Here is a 25742-nt window from a genome sequence, read left to right as displayed (position 1 = left end):
CTTCAATAAAGCACCGTTAACAGCGCTTTGTTTTGCGTTATACCTCTGACTGCATTACATTCGATATAGTCTATAAAACAATCAACAAGAAGACCTATATCATGAAAAAGCCTCTGATTACGCTGGCCGTTGCCAGTGCCTTACTTTCATCGCCCTTTTCCACTGTAGCCGACACGCTGATTCATGCAGGAAAAGTGTTTACTGGCACATCAAACTCTCTTCAGGAAAATGTGACTATTGTTGTTGAAGACAACAAGATCAAAGCGGTAAAAAAGGGGTTTGCTGAAGCCCAAGAAGGCGATACTGTCATCGACTTGAAGACGTCAACCGTTATGCCAGGTCTGATGGACATGCATGTTCATTTGTCTTCTCAACATGGTGGTCCTCAAACGTATCTGGAGCGCTTTTCACTAAATGAAGCCGACTATGCATTACGGGCAGCGAACTACGCTAAGATTACGTTAGATTCGGGCTTCACCACGGTTCGCAACTTAGGGGATGGCTACAACGAAACCGTTGCGCTAAGGAACGCTATTAGTAAAGGCTATGCTACAGGTCCGCGAATCTATACCGTTGCCAAATCTATTGCCACTACAGGCGGGCACGCCGATCCAAGTAATGGCTTATCTCATTTACTTCGCCCAGACGTAGGCCCTAAGCAAGGTGTGGTTAATGGCGAAGCTGAAGCCCGTGAAGCAGTAAGAACTCGTTACCAAGATGGTGCGGACTTAATCAAGATCACCGCAACCGGCGGCGTATTGAGTGTTGCTAAAAGCGGCCAAAACCCGCAGTTCATGACCGATGAACTAGAAGCAATTGTTGAAACGGCAAAAGACTACGGTATGACAGTAGCAGTGCACGCGCATGGGAAAGAAGGCATGAAGCGGGCTATTGAAGCCGGTGTGGACTCTATTGAACACGGCACTTATATGGACGACGAAATTCGCACATTAATGAAGAAGCACGGCACCTACTATGTACCAACAATACTGGCAGGAAAGTTTGTAGCAGACAAAGCCAAAATTGATGGCTTCTTTCCGGAATTGGTGCGCCCGAAAGCTGCAGCCATTGGCCCGCTTATCCAAAATACCTTTGAACAAGCACATAAAGCAGGCGTAAAAATTGCTTTTGGTACAGACAGTGGTGTATCAGCCCACGGCGACAATGCGCAAGAGTTTTCATTAATGGTTGAAGCTGGTATGAAGCCTGCCGACGCGCTGCTAAGTGCCACCGTGAATAGCGCGAATTTACTAGGTATCAGCGATATTCTTGGCACGCTGGAAGAGGGTAAGTTGGCTGATATTGTTGCGGTTCAAGGCAACCCGCTTGACGATATATCGCTTATGGAAAGCGTGTCTTTTGTGATGAAAGACGGAGTTGTTTACAAGCAGTAGAGAAAATAAAGTGGTAGGGATTACATGGAACTAGGTAAAAAGGTTAAGCACAAAACCAAAAAACTTGTCGATTCTAAGCATATGTTAAAGGGCATCACTCTTGCCTCATTTTTAGAATCAACCATTGTTCCCATACCACTAGAAGCCATAATGGTGCCACTAATGCAAGCAAGACGAGAGTCGCTTTGGCAAATTGCATTGATGGCCACCATAGGCTGCGTGATTGGCGCAGTCTTCGGCTATGCTCTTGGCTATTATCTTTTCGATATGGTTGGTCAGTGGCTTATAGATACTTTTTTCAGCCAGGAACAATTTGATAATGTTAAACAGCAGATGCAAAACCAAGGTTTTTGGTTCGTAATGACCTTAGGTATTGCCCCTATCCCTTTTCAGGTTGCGATGCTTGCAGCAGGTGCAACCCAATACTCACTTCCGCTTTTTCTTTTAGCTACTGTTATTGCACGTTCAATTCGCTATTTCGGACTCGCAGCCGTGGTCTATTACGCAGGAGACAAAGCTGAGCAGCTCATTAAGCGCTACAAAATGAAAGCGGTTATTGCTATCACAGTTGCAGTGCTTCTTTTATGGTGGCTTTCAAATTTAATCAGCCAATAAGCTTGCCTGTACTAGTGACTCAAAGCACTTAATAGGCGAGACAAACGATGCCGTTGGTTCACGACAACGTAAATATCAAATCAACCCAATAGATTTTTTGAACTTTACATTTGATAATGATTCTTATTTGCACTAATGTAATAAAAAACAGGAGGTGCTTATATGAATGTTCAGCGGCTATGCCCAGTTTACAAAAAGTGGCTACAGCTAAACCCTTCAAACGCGCGACAGCATCGCTATGCTATGCAAGCGCAGACGCAACAGGCTCATCAACAGGGTAAATTGGATTATGCGAGAGAATTAGGTTACCAGACCTTTGAGGCCGCAAAGGTTATCCTTAATGCGCTTCAGCCTACCTCTTTGCAGAAAGTCAGTGTAGTTCAAGAAGACGTACTCGCTTTTTCCACTATGGGAATGTACTTATCATCTCTGCTTGCCGAAGAACATAGGAAGCGAGAATCTCACGCTATTTTACAAGAATGTCAGCAACAGCTTATTGCCATATTACCCCTGCATGCCACCAATCCTTCTATATGCAGGCTAATCGCGGCCATTCAGCATACCCTTGAGCAAACCTATGTCCCCCAAGCAAGCAAACGACTCGCTTCTGTGGCAGTGCATTAAATACTTTAGATAAAAGGAGATAGTTATGGCGTCGAAACAAATTTCAAGCGAAGACGGCTTTGTCTCATTAAACGTTAGAGCTTCTGTACTTCAAAAAATGCTTAATGGTGAAGTGCTACACATGACAGATATTCACTGTACCTGTTCGCGAAGCAAGCAGGTTTTGAAGCAACTTTTATTGCAGGCTGCTAGCGGCCGCGAGTAGAAACAGTAACAAAAAAGGCGCTCAAGCGCGCCCTTTCTTAATTACGTATTGGTAAGGCATGGTCTCGGTTTGAGACGCAACCAGCGTGTGGTCCATAAAGCGGCAAAAGCTAGGAATATCTCTGGCCGTTGAGGGATCGTCAGCCGTGACCGATAAAGTTTCCCCATCGGCCAGCTTTCGAATATTCAGACGCACCATCATTACTGGCTCTGGGCAACGCAATCCTAGCGCATCTAAATGCTGACTAGCCGCGCTAAATGCGCTGTCAAAATCAGATGCCATAATTTTCACGATAGGTGTTAATGGCGCTGATTTCGCTATCAAACCCGCCTTTCTCGGTCAGATAAGCCACGACATCGGCAAGCGATACAATAGAGATAACCTGAGTGCCAAAGTCGCGCTCGACCTCTTGAATAGCTGACAGTTCGCCATTACCGCGCTCTTGTCTGTCTAGCGCAATCAGCACGCCAGACAAGCTAGCCTGCTGTTGCTCGATTAAGGTCATCGATTCGCGAATAGCCGTACCCGCAGTGATCACGTCATCCACCAGCATAACCTTACCTTCTAGTGGGCTGCCAACTAGATTGCCGCCTTCACCGTGGGTTTTCGCTTCTTTGCGGTTGAAGCAATAAGGGACATCAAGCTTGTGGCTATCGGCCAATGCAACGGCTGTTGTTGTCGCAATAGGAATGCCCTTATAGGCTGGACCAAAAAGTACATCGAACGCAACGTCTGCGTCCATTAACGCATCAGCGTAAAAACGCCCCAACTTAGCCAAATCGCCACCGCGATTAAACAAACCGGCATTGAAAAAGTACGGGCTAACGCGGCCTGACTTTAAAGTGAATTCGCCAAATTTAAGTACGCCACGTTCAATGGCAAACTCAATAAAATCACGCTGAAACGCTTTCATGATGACCTCTTAATTTCTAATTTACGCGTTGGTTCTAACTACGTGTCGATGACTCGCTTACGCTAGCGCCGCTTTTTGAATGTCGAACAATTCACGTAAACCGTGCTTACCAATTTTCAGCATCTCGTCAAGCTCTTCAAACGAGAACGGTTCGCCCTCTGCAGTACCTTGAACTTCAATCAGCTTGCCGGTTTCGGTCATTACAATGTTCATATCTGTTTCTGCCTCAGAGTCTTCGGTGTACTCAAGGTCAGCGATTGGCGTACCTTCGTAAATACCTACTGAAAGGGCGGCAATCATATGTTTAAGCGGGTTAGTTTTGATAATGCCTTTTGCACGCATGTAAGTAAGTGCATCAACAAGAGCTACACACGCACCGGTAATTGACGCTGTACGCGTACCGCCGTCGGCCTGAATAACGTCGCAGTCTAACGTAATGGTGTTTTCGCCCAGAAGTTTTAAATCTACCGCTGCGCGTAGTGAACGCGCAATTAGACGCTGGATCTCTAACGTGCGGCCGCCTTGTTTACCGCGCGCCGCTTCACGGCCGCTTCGCGTATGAGTAGCACGTGGAAGCATGCTGTACTCAGCTGTAATCCAGCCTTTCCCTTGGCCCTTCATAAAGCGTGGCACACCTTCTTCTACCGTCGCATTACACAACACCTTAGTGTTACCAAACTCTACAAGAACAGAGCCTTCTGCGTGACAAGTGTATTGGCGAGTAATTGTAACAGGGCGAATTTGACTGGCGGTTCTGCCGCTTGGACGCATAGTGTTCTCCACAACGTAAGTGCTTAAAAAAGGGTAGCGTTTTACAGGTTTTATTGGCGATATGTGAATAGAAAGCCCAATTCGCGGTCAAAACCTATAAATTCGATGTAGCTACGAAATTGCGCCTAAGTATAACGCAATACCCGCGGCCGTTAAAAACGAACTTTACATGTTTGCTTATTGAATTACGTAAATGTGCGCTAATATACAAAATACAAGAAAACCTGCTGTAGATATTCACGTATACAACACGACGTTCGGGTTGTTTTTGCAGGCTTTCAGTTAAATTTAAAGGATATTTATGATTTACAGCATGACAGCGTTTGCACGCGTAGAAACCAAAAAAGAGTGGGGCTCAGCCGTGTGGGAAATACGCTCGGTCAACCAACGCTTTTTAGAAACTTACTTTCGCCTGCCGGAACAGTTTCGCTCATTGGAGCCGGTTTTACGTGAACGATTCCGTAAAAAGCTAGCCCGAGGTAAGGTGGAATGTGCGCTGCGTTTTACTGCCAACGATGCTGCTGTAACTAAGCTAAGCTTAAATGAAGAGTTGGCTAAGCAAGTGCTTCACGCCGCTGACTGGGTGCAATCCCATGGCCAATCCACGGGGGTTAACCCACTAGACGTTTTGCGCTGGCCTGGGGTAATTGCAGCGGAAGAAGCCGATATGGACGCCATCCACGCTGACGTAATGACCGCGTTCGACCAAGCTCTTAACGATTTTATCAGTGCCCGCGCTACCGAAGGGGAAGCCCTTAAAGGTATGATCACGCAGCGCCTAGATGCCATTGAAGTGGAAGCTGAAAAAGTGGCCGCACGTATGCCTGAAATCATGGTGTGGCAGCGAGAAAAAGTGCAAACCCGCTTTGAAGAGGCAAAGGTTGAACTTGATGCAGGCCGTTTTGAACAAGAAATGATCATGCTGGCGCAAAAAGTAGATGTGGCAGAAGAGTTAGATCGTCTGAATGCTCACGTTAAGGAAACCCGCAATATCCTTAAAAAGGGTGGAGCAGTAGGCCGCCGTCTTGATTTCATGATGCAGGAGTTTAACCGCGAATCGAACACGTTAGGTTCAAAGTCTATCAGCACCGACATCACACAATCGGCGGTTGAACTTAAAGTCCTGATTGAGCAGATGCGCGAGCAAATTCAGAATATTGAGTAATTAAAAGCAGACTCAAACTCATTCAATAAATAACACCAACCCCAGCTTTCTAGCTGGGTTTGATACTTCTGTAGAGCGTTTGGTAGATCGTCGGTTACGAGCTGCTTGAGTCACTGTTGACGCGCTACCTGCCGCCAACATCTAACGCTTCTAATAACTCATTTCAGATACTGTGTTAAGAAGGCCTCATGCGAGGGGAGTTTAGCCACGTGATTATCCACTTGCTGCTTTAATCCTGCCATAAACTGCTTAAGTGACTGTTCACTCATCTCATCGGCAACACGATGATACTGGCTAGGTGTCATGCCCTGGCCCATTAATACTTGGGTCCAGGAATCAACACGGAAAATATCTCCGTCATCTAAAAATACACGGCCAGATTCAGCAAACAAATCCAATTTATGTTTAAGAGAAGACGGAATGTCCATGCGTTGACACTGCTGCCAAAAGGGGCTGTCCTCGCGCTGTGTCACCTTGTAATGCATAACAATAAAATCGAGTATGGCCGACATTTCGCTATCAAACTTATTATTGTATTCGTCGATTGCGCTTTGGGTTATGCCATCGAAAGGGAATAGGCGCATTAAGCGTATAAGGCCAGTCATGATTAGATGGATACTGGTCGACTCTAAAGGCTCAATAAAGCCACTGGATAGCCCTAGCGCCACGCAGTTTTTATTCCAACCACGCCTGCGTTTTCCAGGAGTAAAACGAATCACTCTCGGCTCATTAATGGGCGCGCCTGTCACCTGCGATTTAAGTGTATTGATGGCGTCTTCATCGCTCATAAATCGGCTACAAAATACCAATCCATTACCCATTCGTTCTTGAAGAGGTATTTGCCAGCGCCAACCGGCCTGATGTGCCACACTTTTGGTGTATGGCACAGGCGGCGCTGTAAGCTCAGTTTGCATGGCTACCGCACTATCGCAAAATAGATAGTGTTGCCAATCGTCGTAACCGGTGTGAAGGGCTTGTTCAATAAGCAGCCCTTTAAAGCCTGTACAGTCTATGAAAAAGTCGCCATCTATGACTTCATCGCTTGCTAATCGAAGGGACTGGATGTTGCCTGATTGCGGGCATACTACGACCTTTTCTATATCTCCTTCCTTGTGAGTTACCCCAGCATCACACGCTAGAGACTTTAAAAATCGACCGTAAGCAACGGCATCAAAATGATAGGCAAAGTTAAGCGGCATGGCTTCTGATGTGGCGAACTTGCTCTGTTTAGCGGCAATAAGTTCCGAGCAATAATCACCAAATTCACCACCAAATCCGTATTCTTTAGCCCTCAGCCAAAAATGGTGAAACTCGCCAGCCCAACACTCTCTTCCGGTTATACCAAAAGAATGAATATAGCTGTGACCTTGTTCACGCCAATTTTCAAACTCAATACCCAGTTTGAACGTGGCTTGTGTGGCACGCATAAATGCTTTTTCGTCAATGCCAAGCAACTTGTGAAATGTTCTAATAGGCGGAATAGTCGCCTCGCCCACACCTACAATACCAATATCTTTCGACTCGACTAACGTAACGTTTATTGACTTACCCAAAAGCCGTGACAGCGCTGTGGCCGCCATCCATCCCGCAGTACCGCCACCCGCAATAACAACGTTCTTAACGGGCGTTTGATTTTTACTGCTATCTAAACCCGATACGGTCATAAGAGGTGTCCTTTTTATCTGAAGTATTTTTTATGTCATTACAACTCGAAGCTGAAGCGTGTTCGTTCTTTTCACGTTGAACAAGCGAGGGCACGTGTTGTTTTTCATTGTTGTAGCGCTTTGCAATATCATTGAGCAAAACTCTGTTAGACGGCAATCCCTGCAGATAAGCGTTTTTAGTTTGTTGTAAGGTTTCGCGAATGTGAACTGCTTTACGCTTATGCTCTTCATTTAGCCGTAAAGGCGATGTAGAAGAAGAAAAGCCCATTCCATACAGTACATACTGGTAGCTAGCAGAGGGGAAAATCTCTTCGTTCTCGATAAGATCTAAGCGTGAAGGGCTTTGATACTTCCACAGTTCAAGCAATTCAGCGAGAGAATCGGGTATGGACGCCTTCTCTCTTTGCGCTAACCAATACGGCTCTTCTCTATCGCTTAAAGCATAATGTAGTTTTAGAAAGTCGATAACGCGCTGCCAGCGATATGCAAAGCGCGAGTTGTAGCGCTTACTGACTATTTCCATGTGTGCTTTGTTTTGCGGAAAAGCCTCACAGAGCATACGTAAGCCAAGCTCGACCATAGCAATGGCTGATGCTTCAAGCGGTTCAACAAACCCCGAAGACATACCTAAGCTCAAACAGTTTTTTACCCAAAACTGTGATCTATAGCCAGGCTCAAAGGAGAGTGTACGAAAAGAAAGCTCTGCATCTTGTGCACTAGGGTAACGTTCACGAACGTAGTCAATCAGCACCTGCTTTGCTTGATCTTCATCTGTGAATTGAGAAGAGTAAACTAGGCCTACACCTCGGCGGTGCTGCAACGCAATATCCCACGTCCACCCACAGGTTTGTGCAGTGGCCACTGTGGTACTTTTTATTTCAGCATCTTCGTTTGAATAAGGCACTTGAAGCGCAACGGCGCGATCGTTGAGCATTGTGCGCTTAACGGGTATCCAGGGAATAGTAAAGTGTTTATTGATGAGCAGGCCGCTGTGGCCTGAACAGTCGATAAATAGATCGCCAACTATTTTTTCCCCGTCCTTTGTTGATACGCATTCAATATCTCCGTTTTGATGAGAGTGAACACTGTCAACATGACCAACAACATGGGCGACATTTGACTTGTCTACGCAATGATTTTTTAACAGCTCAGCAAGCTTTGTGGCGTCGAAATGGTAACCGTAATTGAGCACATGGGCGTAGTCCGGCGTAGCAATTTGCTTGGGCGCCTTGCCTGCGGCACACATGGCGGCTTGTAACGAAAACGCATCTTCGTATGACATATTGGGAGCGAGTTCTTGCCAGCAAGTATGAATATCAAGTTCGTTGTACCCTGTTGGAACGGTAAATGGATGATGATAGGAGTGCCCGCCTTTACGCCAATTAACAAAGCTGGAGCCTTGCTTGAAAGCGCCCTGACACAGGGTTAAGAATTCAGTTTCACTAATGCCGATATCAAGAAGGGTGTCGCGCAGTGATGGCCAAGAGCCTTCACCAACACCTATGGAAGGGATATTAGGAGATTCGATAAGGGTAATGGTGTGTTTCGCGCTTAGTTTTGCGGCTAGTACTCCAGCAGCAAGCCACCCTGCGGTGCCGCCACCGACAATGACGACCCTGTGCATATTGCCATGACTGTCTTTATCACTCATACGCTAAAACCACGATAATATCCAAAGCACTACCACTAAGTTTTTTAATCTGATTACTGTTTACTATTCACACAGCACTATGACAAAAAAACCCGCTAAAGCGCAACCCTAAGCACTTTAGCGGGTAAACACACCCCAATCGTTAAAACTTGTAGCGAACTCCCAGTGCATAGCGAGCGCCAAGCTCATCTAATTTCCACAACATAGCACTTGTTCTGCCGTGTCTACGGATATTTTCATCTGTGATGTTTATCCCTTCAAATGACACCGTAAGATCTTCAGTGATGTCGTAAGAAACATTGAAGTCTATTTGTGAATAGTCTTCGGTATAGCCCGGCTCATTAATGTACTGAGAGGTTGTATCAAGGAACTTATCACGCCAGTTGTAGGCAATACGCGCTTGCAAAGCATCTTTCTCATACATCAAGATGAGGTTTGCTGTGTCACTTAGTCCCACAAGGGCAAACTGAGTTATCGATGGATTTGCGTCATTATCAAAACCAATATCACCTTGCACTGTGGTGTAGTTAGCCAGTACCCCGAAGCCGCTATCACCAAAGAAGTGTTGCGCAGCAAGTTCGAAACCGTAAATATTCGCCGCTTTATTGTTAACAGGTTTAGAGTTAATGAAGGTAATCAACGGATCTTCGCTATTGGGCAGCACATCGAATTGCTGCTCAAACTGCTCGTCAGTCAATGAGTCATACTCGATACCGTTTTCCATCGCAGCAACCATGTTAAACAATGACGTATCATTAATTGGAATACCACGCGCCTCTAATTCAGCGCGAGCCGCCTCTGCACGCGGTCCATTGGTAACGTCTCTCAACCCAAAGATATTTTCTTCAACTTGTTCATTACCGATAAAGTTCTTAACACGCTTATCGTAAAAACCAACCGACACATAGCTTGTCTCATCGAAATAATATTCGAATGAAAGATCAAGGTTGTCTGATTCTAATGGTATCAGCGATGGGTTACCTGAACTCGCGGTGGCGGTAATGCTGTCAGTAAGAATTGTCGGTCCGCTTTGAGGCGATACTGTCGCAGCGGCGCTCAAGTTGTTGTACGTGGGTCGCGCTATTGTCTTACTGTAAGAGAATCGCGCAATCATGTTTTCAACAACTTCGATATCGAAATCTAATGCAGGAAGTACATGGTCGTAACTTGATTCAACTTCAACATCTTCCATATCGCTTCCAAAACGGACGTTGAAGTCATTATTACCTTCCCACGCAATGCCGCTAGGTAAACTTATATTTGCAATTGAAGTTACATCGGTATTTTCGTAGCGTACACCTGCCAACAGGTTGTACTCCATGCCGTTTAACTCGCCAGATAAATCCAATTCGAAATACACCGCAGTTATGTCTTCTTCAATAGTACGGTTAGTTGCAAACGGGTTGTTGGCAAGAAAATCAAAACCGTATTCTTGAGCAGCGAATGCACCAATTTGCGCAACACTACCGGTAAAGCCCTGAGAGAACATCCCCTCAGTATTGAAATCGCTAAACTCACTCGCCAAATCCAGCGGTGTTAAAGAACCAGCAGGAAGCTCACCCGGGTTCTCAATTCCCCAGTTGCCCATGGTGTGGCGAGTTAGAGATTGGAGCGATGTGCTCTCCATTGAGCGTGACTCAATACCAAAGTTAATGCTTCCGGTATCCATAACGTAAGAGCCATCAAGACGAGCTTGAGTAATTTCGGTGTCTTGCGACGAGAAATTCATGTCCAATATCGATGTACCTACATCATCTTGGTCAAGCACGCCATTTCCGTTAAGATTATCACGAGCTTCATCGTCAAAATCGACGAACATAATAGGGAAGTCGCCTCTGAAATCGACACCTTGCCCTTTAACTACGTTTGCGCCTAAACCAAGATTTGTCCACGTTCCATAGGGCGCATCTGGGCGTCCTTCTGCCGTCGAATTATGAAGGTCGAAGACTAGAGTTAGCTCGTCATTTACGAAGTACTCAAGGTTTAAGCCGATCGACTTGTTTTCGTTAACTTGGTTTAGTTCTTGAAGCGCCAAGCCTAGATCACGAGGTAGCAAATCTCGGCGTTCTTGAGTTATCAATACTGGCGTTTTTACCGTTTCATCATCAAAGGTTAGTTCGGTGAAGTACCTATCATCCATCCATATCGATTGCTCGGCTCGAGCTTCGTATAAGTCTTGCTTTGAATAGGTGTAATCAAGCGTGGCCGTCATTTTTTCTGAAGGAGCAAACTGGAACGTTAGCTGTGCATTCGTTCTTTCACGCTCTCGGTCTGCCATGTAATAACGTAAATCTGAGGGAATGGCGAAAAGCTGTCCCATGGCTGGTGCGTTGTTCAGCACAATTGGGTCACCGCTATCTGGGTTCGCTGGATCAGGTGATTGGGGCACCGTGCCATCAAATGGATTTACGCGCCACTCGTTCACAAACGCACCTTGTGCAGCACTGTCACGCTGTTGGAATGAACCGGTAAACGTAACGCCAAAGGTATTGTCATCATTGAGGTAATTGATAAAGCCTGAGACTTCAGGCGTAACATCATCACCTACACGGTTAGTCGTATCATGCAGTGCTTTTGCGCCTACACTTGCGGTAATGCCATTGTCAGATGCTTGAAAGGGACGTGCTGTTCGTATATTTACCGTAGCCCCAATACCCCCAGTTGCAATACTCGCTCTACCTGTTTTGTACACTTCAACCGCTCTAACACTTTCAGAAGCAAGGTCAGAAAAATCGAAGGCGCGAGAATTTGCTGCTCCGCCACCACCAGGTAACGCAGAACCAGGCATCGTACGTCCATTCAGCGTTACCATATTAAAGTCAGGTCCAAAACCGCGCGCTGTGACTTGGCTTCCTTCACCATTATTCCGACTAATTGAAATACCAGTGATACGCTGTAGTGACTCTGCTAAGTTGGTATCAGGAAATTTACCAATATCTTCTGCTGAGATGGCATCAACAACACCAGCAGAGTCACGCTTGATACCCATCGACTCTTGAACACTACTTCGTATACCTGATACCTGAATAACTTCTATGTCTTTTTCTGTTTCTTGCGCCGTCGCAGATGACATCACACCGCTACTCAAAGCGGTCCCGAGTATCAATGACAAACTTGCTGCGATCTTGCTTTTATTTGGTGTTGTTTGTGTCACGGTCTATCTCTCTTTAATAGTGGCTTTTATGTGAGTTGTGAACCTTATGCGCTACCAGAAAGGGCTTTCCCAAAGAGAAGCTAGAACACCCAGACGTAAGAAAGCGCTTTCCGAACATTAATTCAACAAAAGTTTAAGATCAACACATTTTTTACAATTAATTCACAGGCAACAACTGTATCGAGAACACCAAACTTCTCACAGGAAAATTAAAAACAATTTAATTCAATACTTTACAAGAAAACCAAAGCTCCATTAGATTCCGGTAATAGTCATTTAAATATTATCAGTCACTTAATTCCATTAACGTAAAAATGACATAAATATGAGAAAGCGCTTTCTAATTGTTTTTTATTTGTGCTATAAACCGCTTTGTTATTTCAGATTCATTGTACTGCCAGCATCCGTTTAGAATTTGTGCAGTAAGAAAAAGGTTATCGACATATGAAAAACATTTCGCTTCCCGCAGGCAGTCCCTTACTCAAAAATTCGTTTCTTTATGGAACTGCCACGTCAAGTTTTCAGATAGAAGGGGATGTCGATAACCGTCTCGAATGTATTTGGGATAGATTTTGTGAACGGCCTTCAGCCATCGCTGATCACTCCAATGGCGATGTCGCCTGTGATCATATTGCTCGCTGGAGAGAAGATTTCGACATTTTGTTAGACTTAAATGTAGATGCTTACCGTTTCTCTATTTCTTGGCCGCGCGTTATCACTCAAGAAGGTGAGCTAAACCCAAAAGGCGTTGCCTTTTATAAAACGCTAGTTGATGCGTTAAATGAAAAAGGCATTAAGCCATTTGTTACCCTTTATCACTGGGATCTCCCTCAGCACCTGGAAGATAAAGGTGGGTGGCTTTACCGACAAACTGCTTTTGCATTTGAAGACTATGTTGACAAAATTACGCAGGCGTTAGGCGAGTCCGTTTTTTCCTATGCAACGTTCAATGAACCTTTTTGCAGTGCTTATTTAGGGTATGAAATAGGCGTACACGCCCCGGGCAGAACAAGTAGAAAATACGGAAGAACTGCGGCTCATCACATTTTGCTAGCACACGGCCTTGGGATGAAGGTGCTTAGAAAAAATGTCCCAAATAGCGAAGCCGGTATAGTATTGAATTTTACGCCATGCTACCCCGCTACACAAAAGAAAGAAGACCTCTTAGCCACCCGCAAAGCAGATGACTATATCAACCAATGGTATATGCAGCCTGTAATGGAGGGAAGCTACCCCGAAGTGTTATTTGATATAGACGAAGCGGATAGACCACCAGTTGAAGCTGGTGATATGGAGACAATCTGTCAGCCCATCGATTTCTTAGGGGTAAATTTCTACACGCGATTACACTATTCTGCCCCCAGAGAGAAAGGCGCATTGTATTTCGAGCATCCTCATCAAGGTCCATTAACCGATATTGGTTGGGAAATCTATCCAAAAGCGCTTTATGATTTACTTACTTCATTAAACGAACGATATACGCTCCCTCCCATTTTTATAACTGAAAATGGTGCTGCAATGGCAGACGAACTCAAAGATGGTCTTGTTAATGATGTAGATCGGGTTGATTACTACAATGCCCATTTAAACATGGTACACAACGCAGTGATTGATGGAGTAGAAGTGAGTGGTTACTTCGCATGGAGCCTCCTTGATAACTTCGAGTGGGCGGAAGGATATGAAAAGCGATTTGGGCTAGTTTATGTGGATTTTGAAACGCAAAAGCGTACGCTTAAACTTAGCGCCAATGCTTATAAAGCGCTCATAGCAAGTCGAACATAACAACAGTGGAAATAGCAATGAACCATAAGCTGACATTAAAAGAAAAAGTGGGTTATGGCATGGGCGACGCTGCGGCCAATTTAGTTTGGCGGGGCGCACTTGCATATTTGGCGGTATTTTATACCGATACTTTCGGTATTACAGCCGCTGCAGCTGCGATGCTATTTCTTGTCGTTCGTCTTTCTGACGGTGTGACCGATATTATCATGGGAATGATTGCTGACAGAACCCAGACTAAGATGGGAAAGTTTCGCCCTTGGATATTAGGCTCCACTCCTTTTCTTGGCCTTTTCATGGTCCTTTGCTTTACCACACCTGATCTCTCGTATTCAGGCAAACTCATTTACGCTTACCTGACCTACATCGGACTAACCTTAGCGTATACGGTTAATAATGTACCGTACTCAGCGCTAATGGGCGTGATGACCAGTGATGATAGAGAGCGTACAAGTTTGTCTGGCTTTCGTTTTGCTGGGGCATTCTTTGGTGGACTGCTTGTTATGGGATGTTTGCCTATGCTGGTGGACTTGCTAGGCCAAGGGAACACTGCTGTAGGATATCAATATACCATGTGGTTGTTTGCCACGTTGCTTGTCATATTAATGTGTGTAACAGTTTTTACCACGAAAGAGCGCGTTACGTTGCAGCAGCTTTCAAAGCCTCAAGACACTAAACTCGACTCTCCAAAAACAGAGACAGGTACCCAAGTAGCGCCCGCTCCTCGTTCACTAACATCTGAACTCATCGACTTGGGAAAGCAACTACCGTTAATTCTAGTTCCTCTTTTAGCAATAACCGCCTTCTTTTATTATCGAGACGTTTTAACTGGGGCAATCTTCATTATTGTTATAGCGCTTACTACTATTGCAATTAAACGGTTAACTCGCCGACCGGAAGCCGAGAACACCCGTTCTCAGCAGGATATTATCGACCTGCTTTCCAACAAACCCTGGCTAATTTTGTTAGGAATGGGTTTTCTAACCATGATGTTTAATGGCATCAAATATGGCGTTATTGCCTACTATTTCAAATATTACATGGGCAATGAGCTACTCACAGGCTACTTTTTCATTTCACTGCTGGTGGTGTCGATTTTCGGCGCATTAGCAACGTCCAAATTAGCCGCTATGTTTGGTCGCAAGAAGCTCTTTATTATCGCGCTGTTAGCAAGTAGCGTATTGACCTCTGGCATTTATTTTGTTCCTCAGAAAAGCGTGAGCGCCATATTCATTCTAGGTTGCAGTGCAGAGTTTTTTGCAGCCATATTGCCTACCTTATTTTTCTCTATGCTAGGAGACTCGGCAGACTACAGCGAATATAAGACAGGTCGAAGAGCCACCGGACTCGTCTACTCTGCAGGCTCTTTTGTTCAAAAAACAGGGGGAGGCTTCGCAGGGGCGCTCGTCTTGTTGGTATTAGGAAGCTATGGCTATAACGGTCTTGATATCAATACAATTAATCAAACGCTCCCGGGTATGAAGTCTTTAATGAGTTGGATACCGGCGCTATTTGGCTTTGCTGGCGCGGCGTTAATCTGTCTGTACCCATTAAATGACGAAAAACAAAAAGAAGTTACACAAGCTTTACTCTCTCGACGTAGCGAACAACCGCCGATATCGGCATAATACAGTCAGTTAGAGTGATTGTTTTAGAGAACGAGGTCTTATCACGTGCCCACCATTTATCAAGTTGCCGAGCGTGCAGGTGTTTCTTTATCTACGGTATCCCGCGTATTAAATGGTAAGGCTTCGGTAAACAAAGTACTGAAAGAACGCGTAGAGAAAGCGGTTAAAGAGCTAAATTACCGTCCAAACTCTGTCGCTCGTTCATTGGCAAATAACCGCACTGACAGCGTCGGAGTACTTGTACCTGAACTCAACGCCCCGTTTTTTGGCGACCTGATGCAGGCAGTAGAGTCAACGCTGCGCGCTGCAGATAAACATGTCATTATTTCGGTAGGACGAAATTGCCTAGAAACAGAGAAAGATGCGGTAGAGTTTCTTATTAGCCGTAACTGCGATGCACTCATCATGCATGCAGAAGCATTATCCGATGAGTATTTATTGGAGTTAAACCAGTCGAAACTTCCCGTTGCTTTGGTTAACAGACAGGTGGAAGGGCTACCTGAGGCATGCACTAGCCTCGATAATGAAAAGGGTGGATATCTGGCTACCCGCCACTTACTCGAGCTAGGCCATAAAGACATTGCATATATTTCTGGACCGACTGACAAGTGTGACGCGAGCTTGCGCTTGGAAGGACATAAACGCGCCTTGTCGGAAGCAGGGTTGCCCATAAACCCACAGTTGATATTTAACGGCGACTATTCTGAAGAAGACGGGAAGATTGGCCTGTTAGAGCTCATGGCGCGCTATGTGCCTTTCACGGCTTTAGTGTGCGCCAACGATTGGATGGCATCGGGTGCGATAAGCTGCGCGAGAGATTTAGGCATGAGCCTTCCCCACGACTTGTCTGTGGTTGGTTTCGATGACGTGGTATTTGCCCACCATGTTTTTCCTCGTCTTACCACGGTCAGTAACCCAATTGCGGAAATGGCTGAAATGTCAGCCAAGTACATTCTTAATAAAGTATATGGTCAGGCTAATAACGTTCAGCTGTATTTCGAACCTTCCTTGGTTGTTCGGGAATCTACGGTAAAACATGAAGGATGAAGCCAAGCTGGTAAGTCGAAAACCGACGCTCATCTAAACTCTTAATTAAAACTTTCAATTAAGTGCCTTTCGCTCCCAATAGCGCACTTTGCTATCCACCTTAATAATGATACGACCCACAATAGACGCGAAGGCCTGTCTTACAAGTATTTAAGCCAAGGGGCGTGGTGCTTTGATTTATAGGCGCTAAACCATTTAACAGGGAAATAAAGCACTAAACTAAGGCCAGCAGCTATTAACCATATTTGATAAATATGGTCTACGCCCACGTATTTTCCTTTATTCGCCCCCCAAATAAAGAATGCAATACCGTACATCACCAGCAATACGTACAAATGCAGGATGTAGAAAAACATCGGGACCGAGCCAAAGGTGTCGAGAAACGCAAACTGCGTATCCTTAACGCGCTCGAAAGCAAACAACAATAGAAACATGCCGGCCAGCGTAAAGAGCAAAAATGCTAAAGATGGGGGGTATTTGGTCAAATTAAGTAATGACATCAACGTAGTGATGGCACTTTGTTGTAGCTCCCAAGGCAAGGTCTCACCATAAATATTTAAACCGCGAAGTAGGAAAAATAGGCTGAGCGACACTGCAAATAAACCAAGCAACCACCGACCGCGTCGCGCTTTATCAAGCTGTTGACTGTAAAGGGGCCCACATGCATAACCGAGCAGTATTACCCCTATCCAAGGAAGTACGGGATAACTCACTTTAATGTTTAGGGCGGCTGACTGAAGTATATATCCTCTATCGTGCAGCATTGTCCAAAGCGTATAGCCTGTTTCATGTGGAACATAGCTAATTGGCGTTAGTGCATTATGTCCAAAGACGATTAAGAGGCCTAAAATGAGCAACAGAGTTCTTGGAAGATAACTCAATACAGCCAGAGCAATCATACTGATACCTATGGCCCACATCACCTGAAGATAAAGCGTTTGGAAACTCGCCCCCCAGCTAAACGTAATAAATGTGACCTCTAAGAACAAAATAAACAATCCACGCTTAATTAAGAACTCTCTGACATTACGTGTCGGCTTGGCCTTATTCGTTGAGTCCATTGGATTGGCATAGAGCCATGCAGACAGCCCCGTCAAAAACACAAATGTGGGTGCACAGTAATGGGCGGCTAACCGTGTGAAAAATAGAGAAGGTGACGTGGTATCGATATCCATAGGATCAGATACCTGCAAATGCAGAAAAAAGCGCTCTCGCACGTGATCGATAAGCATAATCAGCATGACCAAGCCACGCATCATATCGATGCTTCGAATACGGTTTCGTTGAATACTAGAAGACATTTTAGCCATTACATCAAGGAGGAAATATTTGCTATCAACACAACTTCGTTCAGAATTTAGCGGTAGTTTTAGCCACTCACAGCATCGATAGTTAAACGATTAACCCAATGCTATAACATTGCAGTAAACAGTGGCAATTATTTGCTTCGAATATACTAATGATGCGTTCAACAGCATAATAAGAAATACTAGAAGAAAAACGGAGTCACTATGAAATATCTATTGTTAGGTCTGGTCATGCTTGCTGTTGCGACGACGGCCGTTGCGAACAACGACCGCGACGCAGTGAATCAGACACTTAATGCTCTACATCACAATGCGTCTATTGCAGACTTTGAGCAGTATTTTGGTTTGTATCACGACAGCGCGATCTTTATTGGCACCGACGCATCTGAGGTATGGACCAAAGAAGCGTTTAAGGCGTATGCCAAACCTCACTTTGACAAGGGCAGAGGATGGACATACCACCCGCGAGACAGGCATATCTATTTTTCCCCTAAACACGATGTAGCCTGGTTTGATGAACTGCTCGATAATGAAAGCCTGGGAGAAACACGAGGCACGGGTGTCTTAATAAAAGAGGGAGCGAAGTGGAAAGTAACCCAATACCATTTAACAATCCCTATCCCCAACGCGCTTGCAGATAGCGTTGCTAATCAAATTAAAACCATGCAATAAAAAAAGCCCCGACGTAACGGGGCCTTTGTTTCTCTTTAAATCTTAACTACCTTTAGGTATTAGACTGTGTGAGTGGTTGAATTTCCATCTCTACTCGACGGTTCATCGAGCGGTTTGCTGCACTATTGTTAGGTACTTTAGGTGCGTATTCGCCCATACCTACCGTCGTGATACGCGTCGGGTTAACAGAATAGTTAATAAGTAAATTCTTAACCGCTCCTGCACGACGCTCAGACAAAGACTGGTTGTACTGCTCAGAACCAGTGTCATCCGTATGGCCTTTGATCATAAGAACGGTTTTTTCGTAATTGTTTACGACTTTGGCAACGTCTTGAAGAACCGGATTGAAGTTAGGGCTGATGCTAGAACTGTCAGTAGCAAAGGTAATGTCGCCCGGCATGATCAATCGCAGATTATCGCCTTCTCGCACAACTTGAACGCCAGTATCAGAAAGCTCATTTCGAAGCTCTTCTTCCTGTTTGTCCATGTAGTTACCTATCGCACCACCTGCGATTGCACCTACCGCAGCGCCCCACGCATAACGACTTTTGTCGTTATCACCTGTCGCTTTACCCAGCAATGCGCCTACTACTGCACCAATAGCGGCACCTTTTTGCGTATTATTCGGATCAGTTGCGCAACCTGCTACCGTTAGTGACGCAGCAATCAAACTTACAGCAAGAGTCTTTTTCATAACTTCCTCTTATTTCAATTAAAAGCTCAATATTGATGAGTTTCATTTATCCATTGCCACTCTCAATAAGCTCAGTGTTAGTTTTGCATTAAACAACTACAGTGATAGCAATTAGCGTTCCACTGGCAAATATTCTGTATGTAAGCAATAACGAGTATCTGAGCGCCACGAGTTCGTTTCCTGCTTAACTTTTCCTAAAAATCAGCACTCATAGGCACTACAGCACTTCATGTTTAGAGGATTGTAGGACATCAAACCTGAACGTTAGCTAAATGAACGTTGGAATAAAGAAGAAAAAATGCGTTGGTACACAGTGTAAATACTACACTGTGTTGCTAAAAAGTAACGTTTTAGCCTATTGAAACTGAACGCTCAAAAAATGCGTTCACATCAATCTTATAGTCAGACGCTATGACGGCTTTGTTGATACTGATTGTTTTATCCGATGATAGGTCAACATCTTTCGGCGTTAGATAGTGATTACTGCGAACCGAATAAAAAACCTTTACGAGTGGCGTAAGCGGGGAGTCTCTCTGTTCAAGCACCATCGCTAATTTATCATTTGATAATAGAACTAGGCTCCCTACGGGGTATACGCCCAGACACTTTATAAACTGTTGAACGAGCGACTGGTCAAGACGCGTTGGCGCATCACTCATCAAAATAGAGAATGCCTTTTGGCTAGACATACCGGCCTTATACACCCGGTCCGCGGTGAGTGCATCGTACATATCGGCAATGGCAAGCATTCGGCCTGCTTGACTAATATCCTCACCTTTGGTCCCAGCAGGGTAGCCTAACCCGTCCAATCGCTCATGATGCTCACTAATCGCTTGAATCAGTGGCTGCGCAATTTCCGTACTTTTTAAATAGTCGACCCCGTGCTTTACATGACCTTTCATGATCTCCATTTCGCTGTCCGTAAGGCGGCCTGGCTTATGAAGAATTTCATCTGGAATTTTGATTTTGCCCAAGTCGTGTAGAAAGCCAGCATAGGAAAGGTCTTGCACCTCTTCTTCAGACATCCCTAAATACTTGCCAAAGTTGGCGAGTAAAATAGCAACGTTCAGAGAATGCTCTAGTAAATAGTCGTCTTTTTCTCGAATTTTAGTTAGACAAAGCAACGCATCGGGGTTTCTATCTACCGACTCTACCAACTTGTTTGAAAATGCTTTGGGAATACTCGCATCAAAAGGCGTCTCTTTTTGTACATTGGCAAGTAACAACTTTTGAATTGCCTTTCCTTGCTCGTGAAGCTTTGCGGCTCTTACCAGCTCATTTTCGAGTGATACTTTTTTTGATTTTACCGGCTGATCAGAAGGCGAGTTTTGGTGCTTTTCCACAGTGGCCGATGAGCTAGGTTGCTCAACGTTAAACGCCTTATCTGTATCAATGGCGAGGGTTTTCACACCTCGCTTTCTAAGTGTTTTAACCACGTCATCAGACGTAACGCGGCCTTGGCTCGTAACCCTCAACGCACCTTTTTGCTCTAAAATTTGATGAACAAACATGCCTGGCACTAACTGATCAATAGTAATCTTTTTTATCATCTTATATGCACTGCACTATATTAATCGCCATATATTTGCTAACTGCTTTCATATAAAAAGTGAAAGCTCAGTACTCTAACTCTACTAGTATAGTGTGTAAATCTGGCTTCCAACCAAACTTCGTCATATTCACTCGGTAGTTTTTAACGACCACACCTTCCTCTGCTAATCGCTCTCGCTGCTCATCCGCTTTATCAGAGCCAGCAGGAAAAGCAATTTTACCGTCAGCACGTAGTACGCGATGCCAGTGGCAGTCAGCATTTATCTCTCTTAAACACTTTCCCATCATTCTAGCTCTGCCGGGTAATCCACACAGGTCAGCGAGCAAGGCGTAACTTATTACCTGTCCCTCAGGCACTAAAGAAAGCGTTTTCTCTACTCGAGATTGTACTGCTTCATTCGGCATGTTGTATATTATCCTATCTATTAAGTTACTTAGTTAATAAGTGCGATAAACGTTCAAAAGAGAATAAAGAAATTCAGTTATGCGCCTTTATTGTGAACACTGTGGATATCCTCAAAAAACCTGTATTTGCTCTCACATTAACACAGTAGATACATCGTTAGAGATTGTGATAGTTCAACACGAAAAAGAAGCACTTCACGCCAAGAATACGGCGCGCTTAGTTTCATTGTGTATTCCTTCGACGCGAATCATACTTGCTAATGATGTCGTCGCTATGCAATCCCTATCCGAACACTGCTCACGTCGACATTCAGTGCTTGTTTACCCAAGTGAATGCAGTACACCGATAGAAAGTGTCGATGCCGTTGCACGTTCTGAGATCACAACGCTAATTCTAATAGATGGAAGTTGGAAACAAGCATTTGGTCTAGTGAAACAGAACCCATGGTTAACAAAGTTACCAGCGTTTCACTTCATTTCTGCACCCACTTCTAACTATGCTATTCGTCATACCACATTAAGCAATGCACTTTCCACGCTAGAAGCAACAGCTTATGCACTACAGTGCTTAGATCAAATCGACGTTTCTGGGCTTTACAGAGCACAGAGAGCCTTACAAGATAAGTGGCAAGGCCCTATGTCACATAGAAGGCATTTCTAGCGTAGAACTTCGTTTAGCGCACATTACGCGTTCATGGGAATGAAGCCCTTTTGATCTTTGACTAAACTTATCCAATTTCGAATGGCGGGATAGGCGGAAAGGTCAAACCCGCCCTCGTGGGCAACGTGGGTATACGCAAACAATGAAATATCCGCAAGAGTTAACGTGTCACCTAGCAAAAACGGCGTAATTTTAAGTTGATGCTCCATGACAGCTAGTGCGCGATATCCACCCGCTTGTTTAGATTCGTACTCCGCTCTCCTGTCCTCGGGTAGCCCTAAATAAACATTGATGTAGCGAGCAACGGCGATATAAGGCTCGTGACTGTATTGTTCGAAAAACTGCCACTGTAAAAGTTGCGAAAAACTATAGGGAGAAGAGGGGATTAAAGGAGTGTTAGATGCTAGATAGTGCATGATGGCATTGGATTCTGACAACACCCTGCCGTCGTCTAGTTCAAGCAAAGGAATTTTCCCATTAGGGGTCTTTTCTAGGAAAGAAGGAGCGCGTGTTTCTCCTTTCATAATGTCCACATCAATCCATTCGCAGGTTTTACCTAACAAAGAAAGAAGCAGTTGGAGTTTGTAACAGTTTCCTGAACGCGTGTCGCCGTATATTCGCACAATGATATCTCTATGACCTAAGAAGATTTACCATACCAACGCAATGTGAATACGACAATTATTAATAGCTGTTAGGGTGCGAGAAGGAATTAAGCGAGCCTTGTCTAGATACCACATAGACCGCCGCGAAAAGATAAGGCAAAGATCAACAGACCCGAATAGACTAATGATAGCGAGGGAGTTGAATTAACCATTCAACAATGAACAATAGAACCCAAGAAATCGGTATTAACGCAATACACGCAGCCACTCTAGCCTTATCTCTTGGGGCAAAAACCCTCGCCCCCATTTTTAAGACTCGTTCTTTTTCGCTTTCTAGTTGCTCAATTGACGCAGCTGTAGAGAATTCTTCGTGCTTTGCACATCGTTTAATACCGTCTTCTATGTTTTCCTCAAGGTGCAGAACAGCAGCTTTCTGCTCTTTCTCAAGCATACTTTTAAGCTTTATTACCGGCCAAAATAGATAAACGCTCACTATCCCCGTGAAGAACGTCACTACTAGTACATCAATGGAAGGAATGTCTTTTTTCAACCAAAAGATAGGAAAAATGGCCAGTGCTCCCATCGCAAATATGCTGTTAGTTGTTCCTAATTTTAAAATCGTCATGATGGACTTAAGTCGGTCAATATTTCCACCGGCTTGGGGCAAAACTTTAGAAGTTAGGTACTTAATGTTGGAGGAGATCTGAAACAAAAATAAAATGGCCAAGAACCAAAAGGGGACGGCTGTGGCCGTTAAGAATAAAACGTGTATTTCTTGTTTTACCGTGATCAATCCTTCGAATATGCAGTACACGATCGTGATCATAATAGAAATGATGATTGCATTGAAAATATGGTGTCTAAATTCAATGGCGAGTTCTCGCCTATGCGCCGAAAACTGACTAAGCTGATTGGTTTTTACAAGCAAAGAAATAAGGGTGCTAGCCACGTTTTGATGCATTAAACGAAGCGCAAACCAAAAGTATCCTGTAATAAGCGACATACCAATAGCAGAGTTGAAGTCGCGCTGTGCACGTACATTTCCCACTTCAGGCCAATCTAACGCACCCGTAAAATAATGCACTGAAAGTAAAATCAGTGTTGTAAGCAGAGGAAAAAATCCAATAGAGGCACCTTTGTGCATGTTGGAATACGGGTTAAGCTTCATTTCTATAATTCGTTACAGGCAAAGGTGGCACTAGAATTAGCGCCGATTACGTTTTAATTTAAATCGGTTAAAACGCTCTAACGATAAGCTTTGTGTAGTGCGATAGCAATAAAAATAAACGTAAGAGAATGTGAACGACCACTTTTCGTTCGGCAATAAAAAACCCGCCATTTGGCGGGTTTTTTCAAAGCTGTGCTTTTTACTTGCGTAACTTCTGAATAAGACGAAGTTGAGCAATAGCTTCTGCAAGCTCGTGAGCTGCTTCAGCGTAGTTAAAGTCAGCGCCTGGATTGGCGATGTGCTCTTCTGCACGTCGTTTGGCTTCTTCTGCTGCCTGCTCGTCAAGATCTTCAGCTCGAACCGCGGTATCAGCCAGTACGGTAACATTGCCAGGTTGTACTTCTAGTACACCACCAGCAACATAGATTACTTCTTCTTCACCGTGCTGTTTAACCAAACGCACCATACCAGGTTTAATAGCAGAGATAAGTGGCGCGTGCCCTGGGTGAATACCCAGCTCACCTTCGCTACCTGTCACCTGAATCGCTTCAACGCGACCTGAGAAAATCGCTTTCTCCGCGCTTACTACGTCCAAATGTACTGTCATTGCCATGTGAACCTCCTGATTAGGTACGTTAGCATGATGCTAGGCTAGCAACTGCTAGCCCTGTCATTATGCTTTCTTGGCTTTCTCTAGCGCTTCTTCGATAGAACCAACCATGTAGAAGGCTTGCTCTGGAAGGTGATCGTACTCACCGTCTAGAATGCCTTTAAAGCCACTGATTGTGTCTTTTAGCGATACATATTTACCAGGTGCACCAGTAAATACTTCTGCTACGAAGAACGGCTGAGATAGGAAACGCTGAATCTTACGAGCACGTGATACCACTTGCTTGTCTTCTTCAGATAGTTCGTCCATACCTAGGATCGCGATGATGTCTTTCAGCTCTTTATAGCGCTGAAGAACAGTCTGTACGCCACGTGCTACGTCATAGTGCTCTTGACCAATTACTAGCGGGTCTAGCTGACGAGACGTTGAATCTAGTGGGTCTACCGCAGGGTAGATACCAAGAGACGCGATATCACGAGAAAGTACTACCGTTGCATCCAAGTGAGCAAAGGTTGTCGCTGGAGATGGGTCAGTCAAGTCATCCGCAGGTACGTATACCGCTTGGATTGAAGTGATTGAACCTGTCTTCGTTGACGTAATACGTTCCTGAAGTACACCCATCTCTTCTGCAAGAGTAGGCTGGTAACCTACCGCAGATGGCATACGACCTAGAAGTGCTGATACTTCAGTACCTGCTAGGGTATAACGATAGATGTTATCTACGAAGAATAGAACGTCACGGCCTTCGTCACGGAACTTCTCAGCCATTGTTAGACCGGTAAGTGCAACACGTAGACGGTTACCCGGTGGCTCGTTCATCTGACCGTATACAAGCGATACTTTATCAAGTACGTTTGATTCGTTCATTTCGTGATAGAAGTCGTTACCCTCACGCGTACGCTCACCAACACCAGCGAATACTGAGAAACCGCTGTGCTCGATTGCGATGTTACGGATAAGTTCCATCATGTTTACGGTTTTACCTACACCCGCACCACCGAATAGACCAACTTTACCACCCTTAGCGAATGGGCAAACCAAGTCGATTACTTTGATACCAGTTTCTAGTAGTTCTACCGAGCTAGACTGATCTTCGTAGCTAGGCGCTTCACGGTGAATAGACATACGCTCTTCTTCACCAATTGGACCTGCTTCGTCGATTGGGTTACCCAATACGTCCATGATACGACCAAGTGTCTTCGTACCAACTGGAACCATGATTGGGTTACCGGTATTTTCTACTGCAAGACCACGTTTTAGTCCGTCAGTAGTACCTAGTGCGATGCCACGAACAACACCACCACCTAATTGCTGTTGCACTTCCAGGGTTAGACCTGACAAGTCACCTTCGGTAACTCGTAGTGCGTCATAAACTCTTGGTACCGCATCTTGTGGAAATTCAATATCCACAACGGCGCCAATGATTTGGACGACCTTACCTTGACTCATAATTTGTCCT

At 44.7% G+C, this 25742-nt stretch carries 24 protein-coding genes; 10 read left to right on the top strand and 14 right to left on the bottom strand.

Features of this window, described 5'->3' with window-relative positions; translation table 11 throughout:
• The first annotated feature begins 101 nt into the window (after positions 1–101).
• The 4 genes from AWH61_RS11755 (at position 102) to AWH61_RS11740 (ending at position 2838) form a co-directional block, all read left to right on the top strand.
• Complete coding sequence (locus tag AWH61_RS11755) at positions 102–1394, top strand: amidohydrolase family protein (RefSeq protein WP_075177160.1); 1293 nt, start codon at positions 102–104, stop codon at positions 1392–1394.
• 24 nt (positions 1395–1418) lie between these two features.
• Positions 1419–2009 carry a YqaA family protein gene (locus AWH61_RS11750; RefSeq protein ID WP_075177159.1) on the top strand — a complete coding sequence of 197 codons (591 nt, stop codon included), beginning with the start codon at positions 1419–1421 and terminating at the stop codon, positions 2007–2009.
• A 162-nt stretch (positions 2010–2171) separates the two neighbouring features.
• Positions 2172–2633: a hypothetical protein gene (locus AWH61_RS11745; protein WP_061486861.1), complete on the top strand. Its 462-nt coding sequence runs from the start codon at positions 2172–2174 to the stop codon at positions 2631–2633.
• A gap of 25 nt (positions 2634–2658) precedes the next feature.
• On the top strand, positions 2659–2838 hold the full coding sequence (locus tag AWH61_RS11740; protein ID WP_014951429.1) for a hypothetical protein: 180 nt from the start codon (positions 2659–2661) through the stop codon (positions 2836–2838).
• 21 nt (positions 2839–2859) lie between these two features.
• Here AWH61_RS11740 and tusA read toward each other — a convergent pair whose 3' ends face one another.
• From tusA to rph, 3 genes are read right to left on the bottom strand one after another with little or no spacing between them, the layout of a single operon-like run.
• Positions 2860–3120, bottom strand: coding sequence for a sulfurtransferase TusA (tusA, locus tag AWH61_RS11735; RefSeq protein WP_014951430.1), 261 nt, complete (start codon positions 3118–3120; stop codon positions 2860–2862).
• Positions 3110–3751 carry an orotate phosphoribosyltransferase gene (gene pyrE, locus AWH61_RS11730; RefSeq protein ID WP_075177158.1) on the bottom strand — a complete coding sequence of 214 codons (642 nt, stop codon included), beginning with the start codon at positions 3749–3751 and terminating at the stop codon, positions 3110–3112. The genes tusA and pyrE overlap by 11 nt, the downstream gene beginning before the upstream one ends.
• A gap of 57 nt (positions 3752–3808) precedes the next feature.
• A complete protein-coding gene (rph, locus tag AWH61_RS11725) occupies positions 3809–4522 on the bottom strand; it encodes a ribonuclease PH (protein ID WP_014951432.1) in 714 nt (237 codons plus the stop codon).
• A gap of 301 nt (positions 4523–4823) precedes the next feature.
• Here rph and AWH61_RS11720 point away from each other — a divergent pair, with 301 nt between their 5' ends.
• Complete coding sequence (locus AWH61_RS11720; protein ID WP_075177157.1) at positions 4824–5687, top strand: YicC/YloC family endoribonuclease; 864 nt, start codon at positions 4824–4826, stop codon at positions 5685–5687.
• 158 nt (positions 5688–5845) lie between these two features.
• On the opposite strand, the gene AWH61_RS11715 is transcribed toward AWH61_RS11720, so the two are convergent.
• From AWH61_RS11715 to AWH61_RS11705, 3 genes are all read right to left on the bottom strand, one after another.
• A complete protein-coding gene (locus AWH61_RS11715) occupies positions 5846–7351 on the bottom strand; it encodes a tryptophan halogenase family protein (protein WP_075177156.1) in 1506 nt (501 codons plus the stop codon).
• Positions 7329–9002, bottom strand: a complete 1674-nt coding sequence (locus AWH61_RS11710) for a tryptophan halogenase family protein (protein ID WP_075177155.1) — start codon at positions 9000–9002, stop codon at positions 7329–7331. Before AWH61_RS11710 ends, AWH61_RS11715 begins: the two co-directional genes overlap by 23 nt.
• Before the next feature lie 142 nt (positions 9003–9144).
• A complete protein-coding gene (locus AWH61_RS11705) occupies positions 9145–12075 on the bottom strand; it encodes a TonB-dependent receptor (protein ID WP_014977831.1) in 2931 nt (976 codons plus the stop codon).
• Between the two features lie 525 nt (positions 12076–12600).
• Between AWH61_RS11705 and AWH61_RS11700 the strand changes: the two genes are divergently transcribed.
• Genes AWH61_RS11700 through AWH61_RS11690 form a run of 3 tightly spaced genes read left to right on the top strand, consistent with a single transcriptional unit; the run spans position 12601 to position 16610 of the window.
• A complete protein-coding gene (locus AWH61_RS11700) occupies positions 12601–13938 on the top strand; it encodes a GH1 family beta-glucosidase (RefSeq protein WP_075177154.1) in 1338 nt (445 codons plus the stop codon).
• Positions 13939–13955: 17 nt separating this feature from the next.
• The gene (locus AWH61_RS11695; protein WP_075177153.1) at positions 13956–15563 is read left to right on the top strand and encodes an MFS transporter; all 1608 of its coding nucleotides are present in this window, start codon (positions 13956–13958) and stop codon (positions 15561–15563) included.
• A 45-nt stretch (positions 15564–15608) separates the two neighbouring features.
• The gene (locus tag AWH61_RS11690) at positions 15609–16610 is read left to right on the top strand and encodes a LacI family DNA-binding transcriptional regulator (protein WP_075177152.1); all 1002 of its coding nucleotides are present in this window, start codon (positions 15609–15611) and stop codon (positions 16608–16610) included.
• 140 nt (positions 16611–16750) lie between these two features.
• On the opposite strand, the gene AWH61_RS11685 is transcribed toward AWH61_RS11690, so the two are convergent.
• The gene (locus AWH61_RS11685) at positions 16751–17920 is read right to left on the bottom strand and encodes an acetyltransferase domain-containing protein (protein ID WP_075177151.1); all 1170 of its coding nucleotides are present in this window, start codon (positions 17918–17920) and stop codon (positions 16751–16753) included.
• Positions 17921–18121: 201 nt separating this feature from the next.
• Here AWH61_RS11685 and AWH61_RS11680 point away from each other — a divergent pair, with 201 nt between their 5' ends.
• Positions 18122–18589, top strand: a complete 468-nt coding sequence (locus AWH61_RS11680; protein WP_075177150.1) for a nuclear transport factor 2 family protein — start codon at positions 18122–18124, stop codon at positions 18587–18589.
• 52 nt (positions 18590–18641) lie between these two features.
• On the opposite strand, the gene AWH61_RS11675 is transcribed toward AWH61_RS11680, so the two are convergent.
• The 3 genes from AWH61_RS11675 to AWH61_RS11665 all read right to left on the bottom strand — a co-directional run bounded on the left by AWH61_RS11675 (position 18642) and on the right by AWH61_RS11665 (position 21239).
• The gene (locus tag AWH61_RS11675) at positions 18642–19283 is read right to left on the bottom strand and encodes a YiaD family glycine zipper/OmpA-like lipoprotein (protein WP_014951442.1); all 642 of its coding nucleotides are present in this window, start codon (positions 19281–19283) and stop codon (positions 18642–18644) included.
• Between the two features lie 350 nt (positions 19284–19633).
• A complete protein-coding gene (locus AWH61_RS11670; protein ID WP_075177149.1) occupies positions 19634–20833 on the bottom strand; it encodes a cyclic di-GMP phosphodiesterase in 1200 nt (399 codons plus the stop codon).
• Between the two features lie 67 nt (positions 20834–20900).
• Positions 20901–21239, bottom strand: a complete 339-nt coding sequence (locus tag AWH61_RS11665) for an MGMT family protein (RefSeq protein ID WP_014951444.1) — start codon at positions 21237–21239, stop codon at positions 20901–20903.
• Between the two features lie 79 nt (positions 21240–21318).
• Here AWH61_RS11665 and AWH61_RS11660 point away from each other — a divergent pair, with 79 nt between their 5' ends.
• Entirely contained in the window at positions 21319–21900 is a 582-nt protein-coding gene (locus tag AWH61_RS11660; RefSeq protein ID WP_069945253.1) for a tRNA-uridine aminocarboxypropyltransferase, read from the top strand.
• Positions 21901–21923: 23 nt separating this feature from the next.
• On the opposite strand, the gene AWH61_RS11655 is transcribed toward AWH61_RS11660, so the two are convergent.
• From AWH61_RS11655 to atpD, 4 genes are all read right to left on the bottom strand, one after another.
• Positions 21924–22523, bottom strand: a complete 600-nt coding sequence (locus AWH61_RS11655) for a glutathione S-transferase family protein (protein ID WP_075177148.1) — start codon at positions 22521–22523, stop codon at positions 21924–21926.
• A gap of 163 nt (positions 22524–22686) precedes the next feature.
• Entirely contained in the window at positions 22687–23673 is a 987-nt protein-coding gene (locus AWH61_RS11650; RefSeq protein ID WP_039228875.1) for a hypothetical protein, read from the bottom strand.
• A gap of 199 nt (positions 23674–23872) precedes the next feature.
• Complete coding sequence (locus tag AWH61_RS11645; protein ID WP_014951448.1) at positions 23873–24286, bottom strand: F0F1 ATP synthase subunit epsilon; 414 nt, start codon at positions 24284–24286, stop codon at positions 23873–23875.
• A gap of 60 nt (positions 24287–24346) precedes the next feature.
• Positions 24347–25732, bottom strand: a complete 1386-nt coding sequence (atpD, locus tag AWH61_RS11640; RefSeq protein ID WP_014951449.1) for a F0F1 ATP synthase subunit beta — start codon at positions 25730–25732, stop codon at positions 24347–24349.
• Positions 25733–25742 lie beyond the last annotated feature (10 nt).

The organism is Alteromonas sp. W12 (genome assembly GCF_001924945.1).
Lineage (GTDB): Bacteria > Pseudomonadota > Gammaproteobacteria > Enterobacterales > Alteromonadaceae > Alteromonas > Alteromonas macleodii.
The sequence above is the reverse complement of the archived record's forward strand: the minus strand, read 5'-3'. Positions and strand labels throughout refer to the sequence as shown.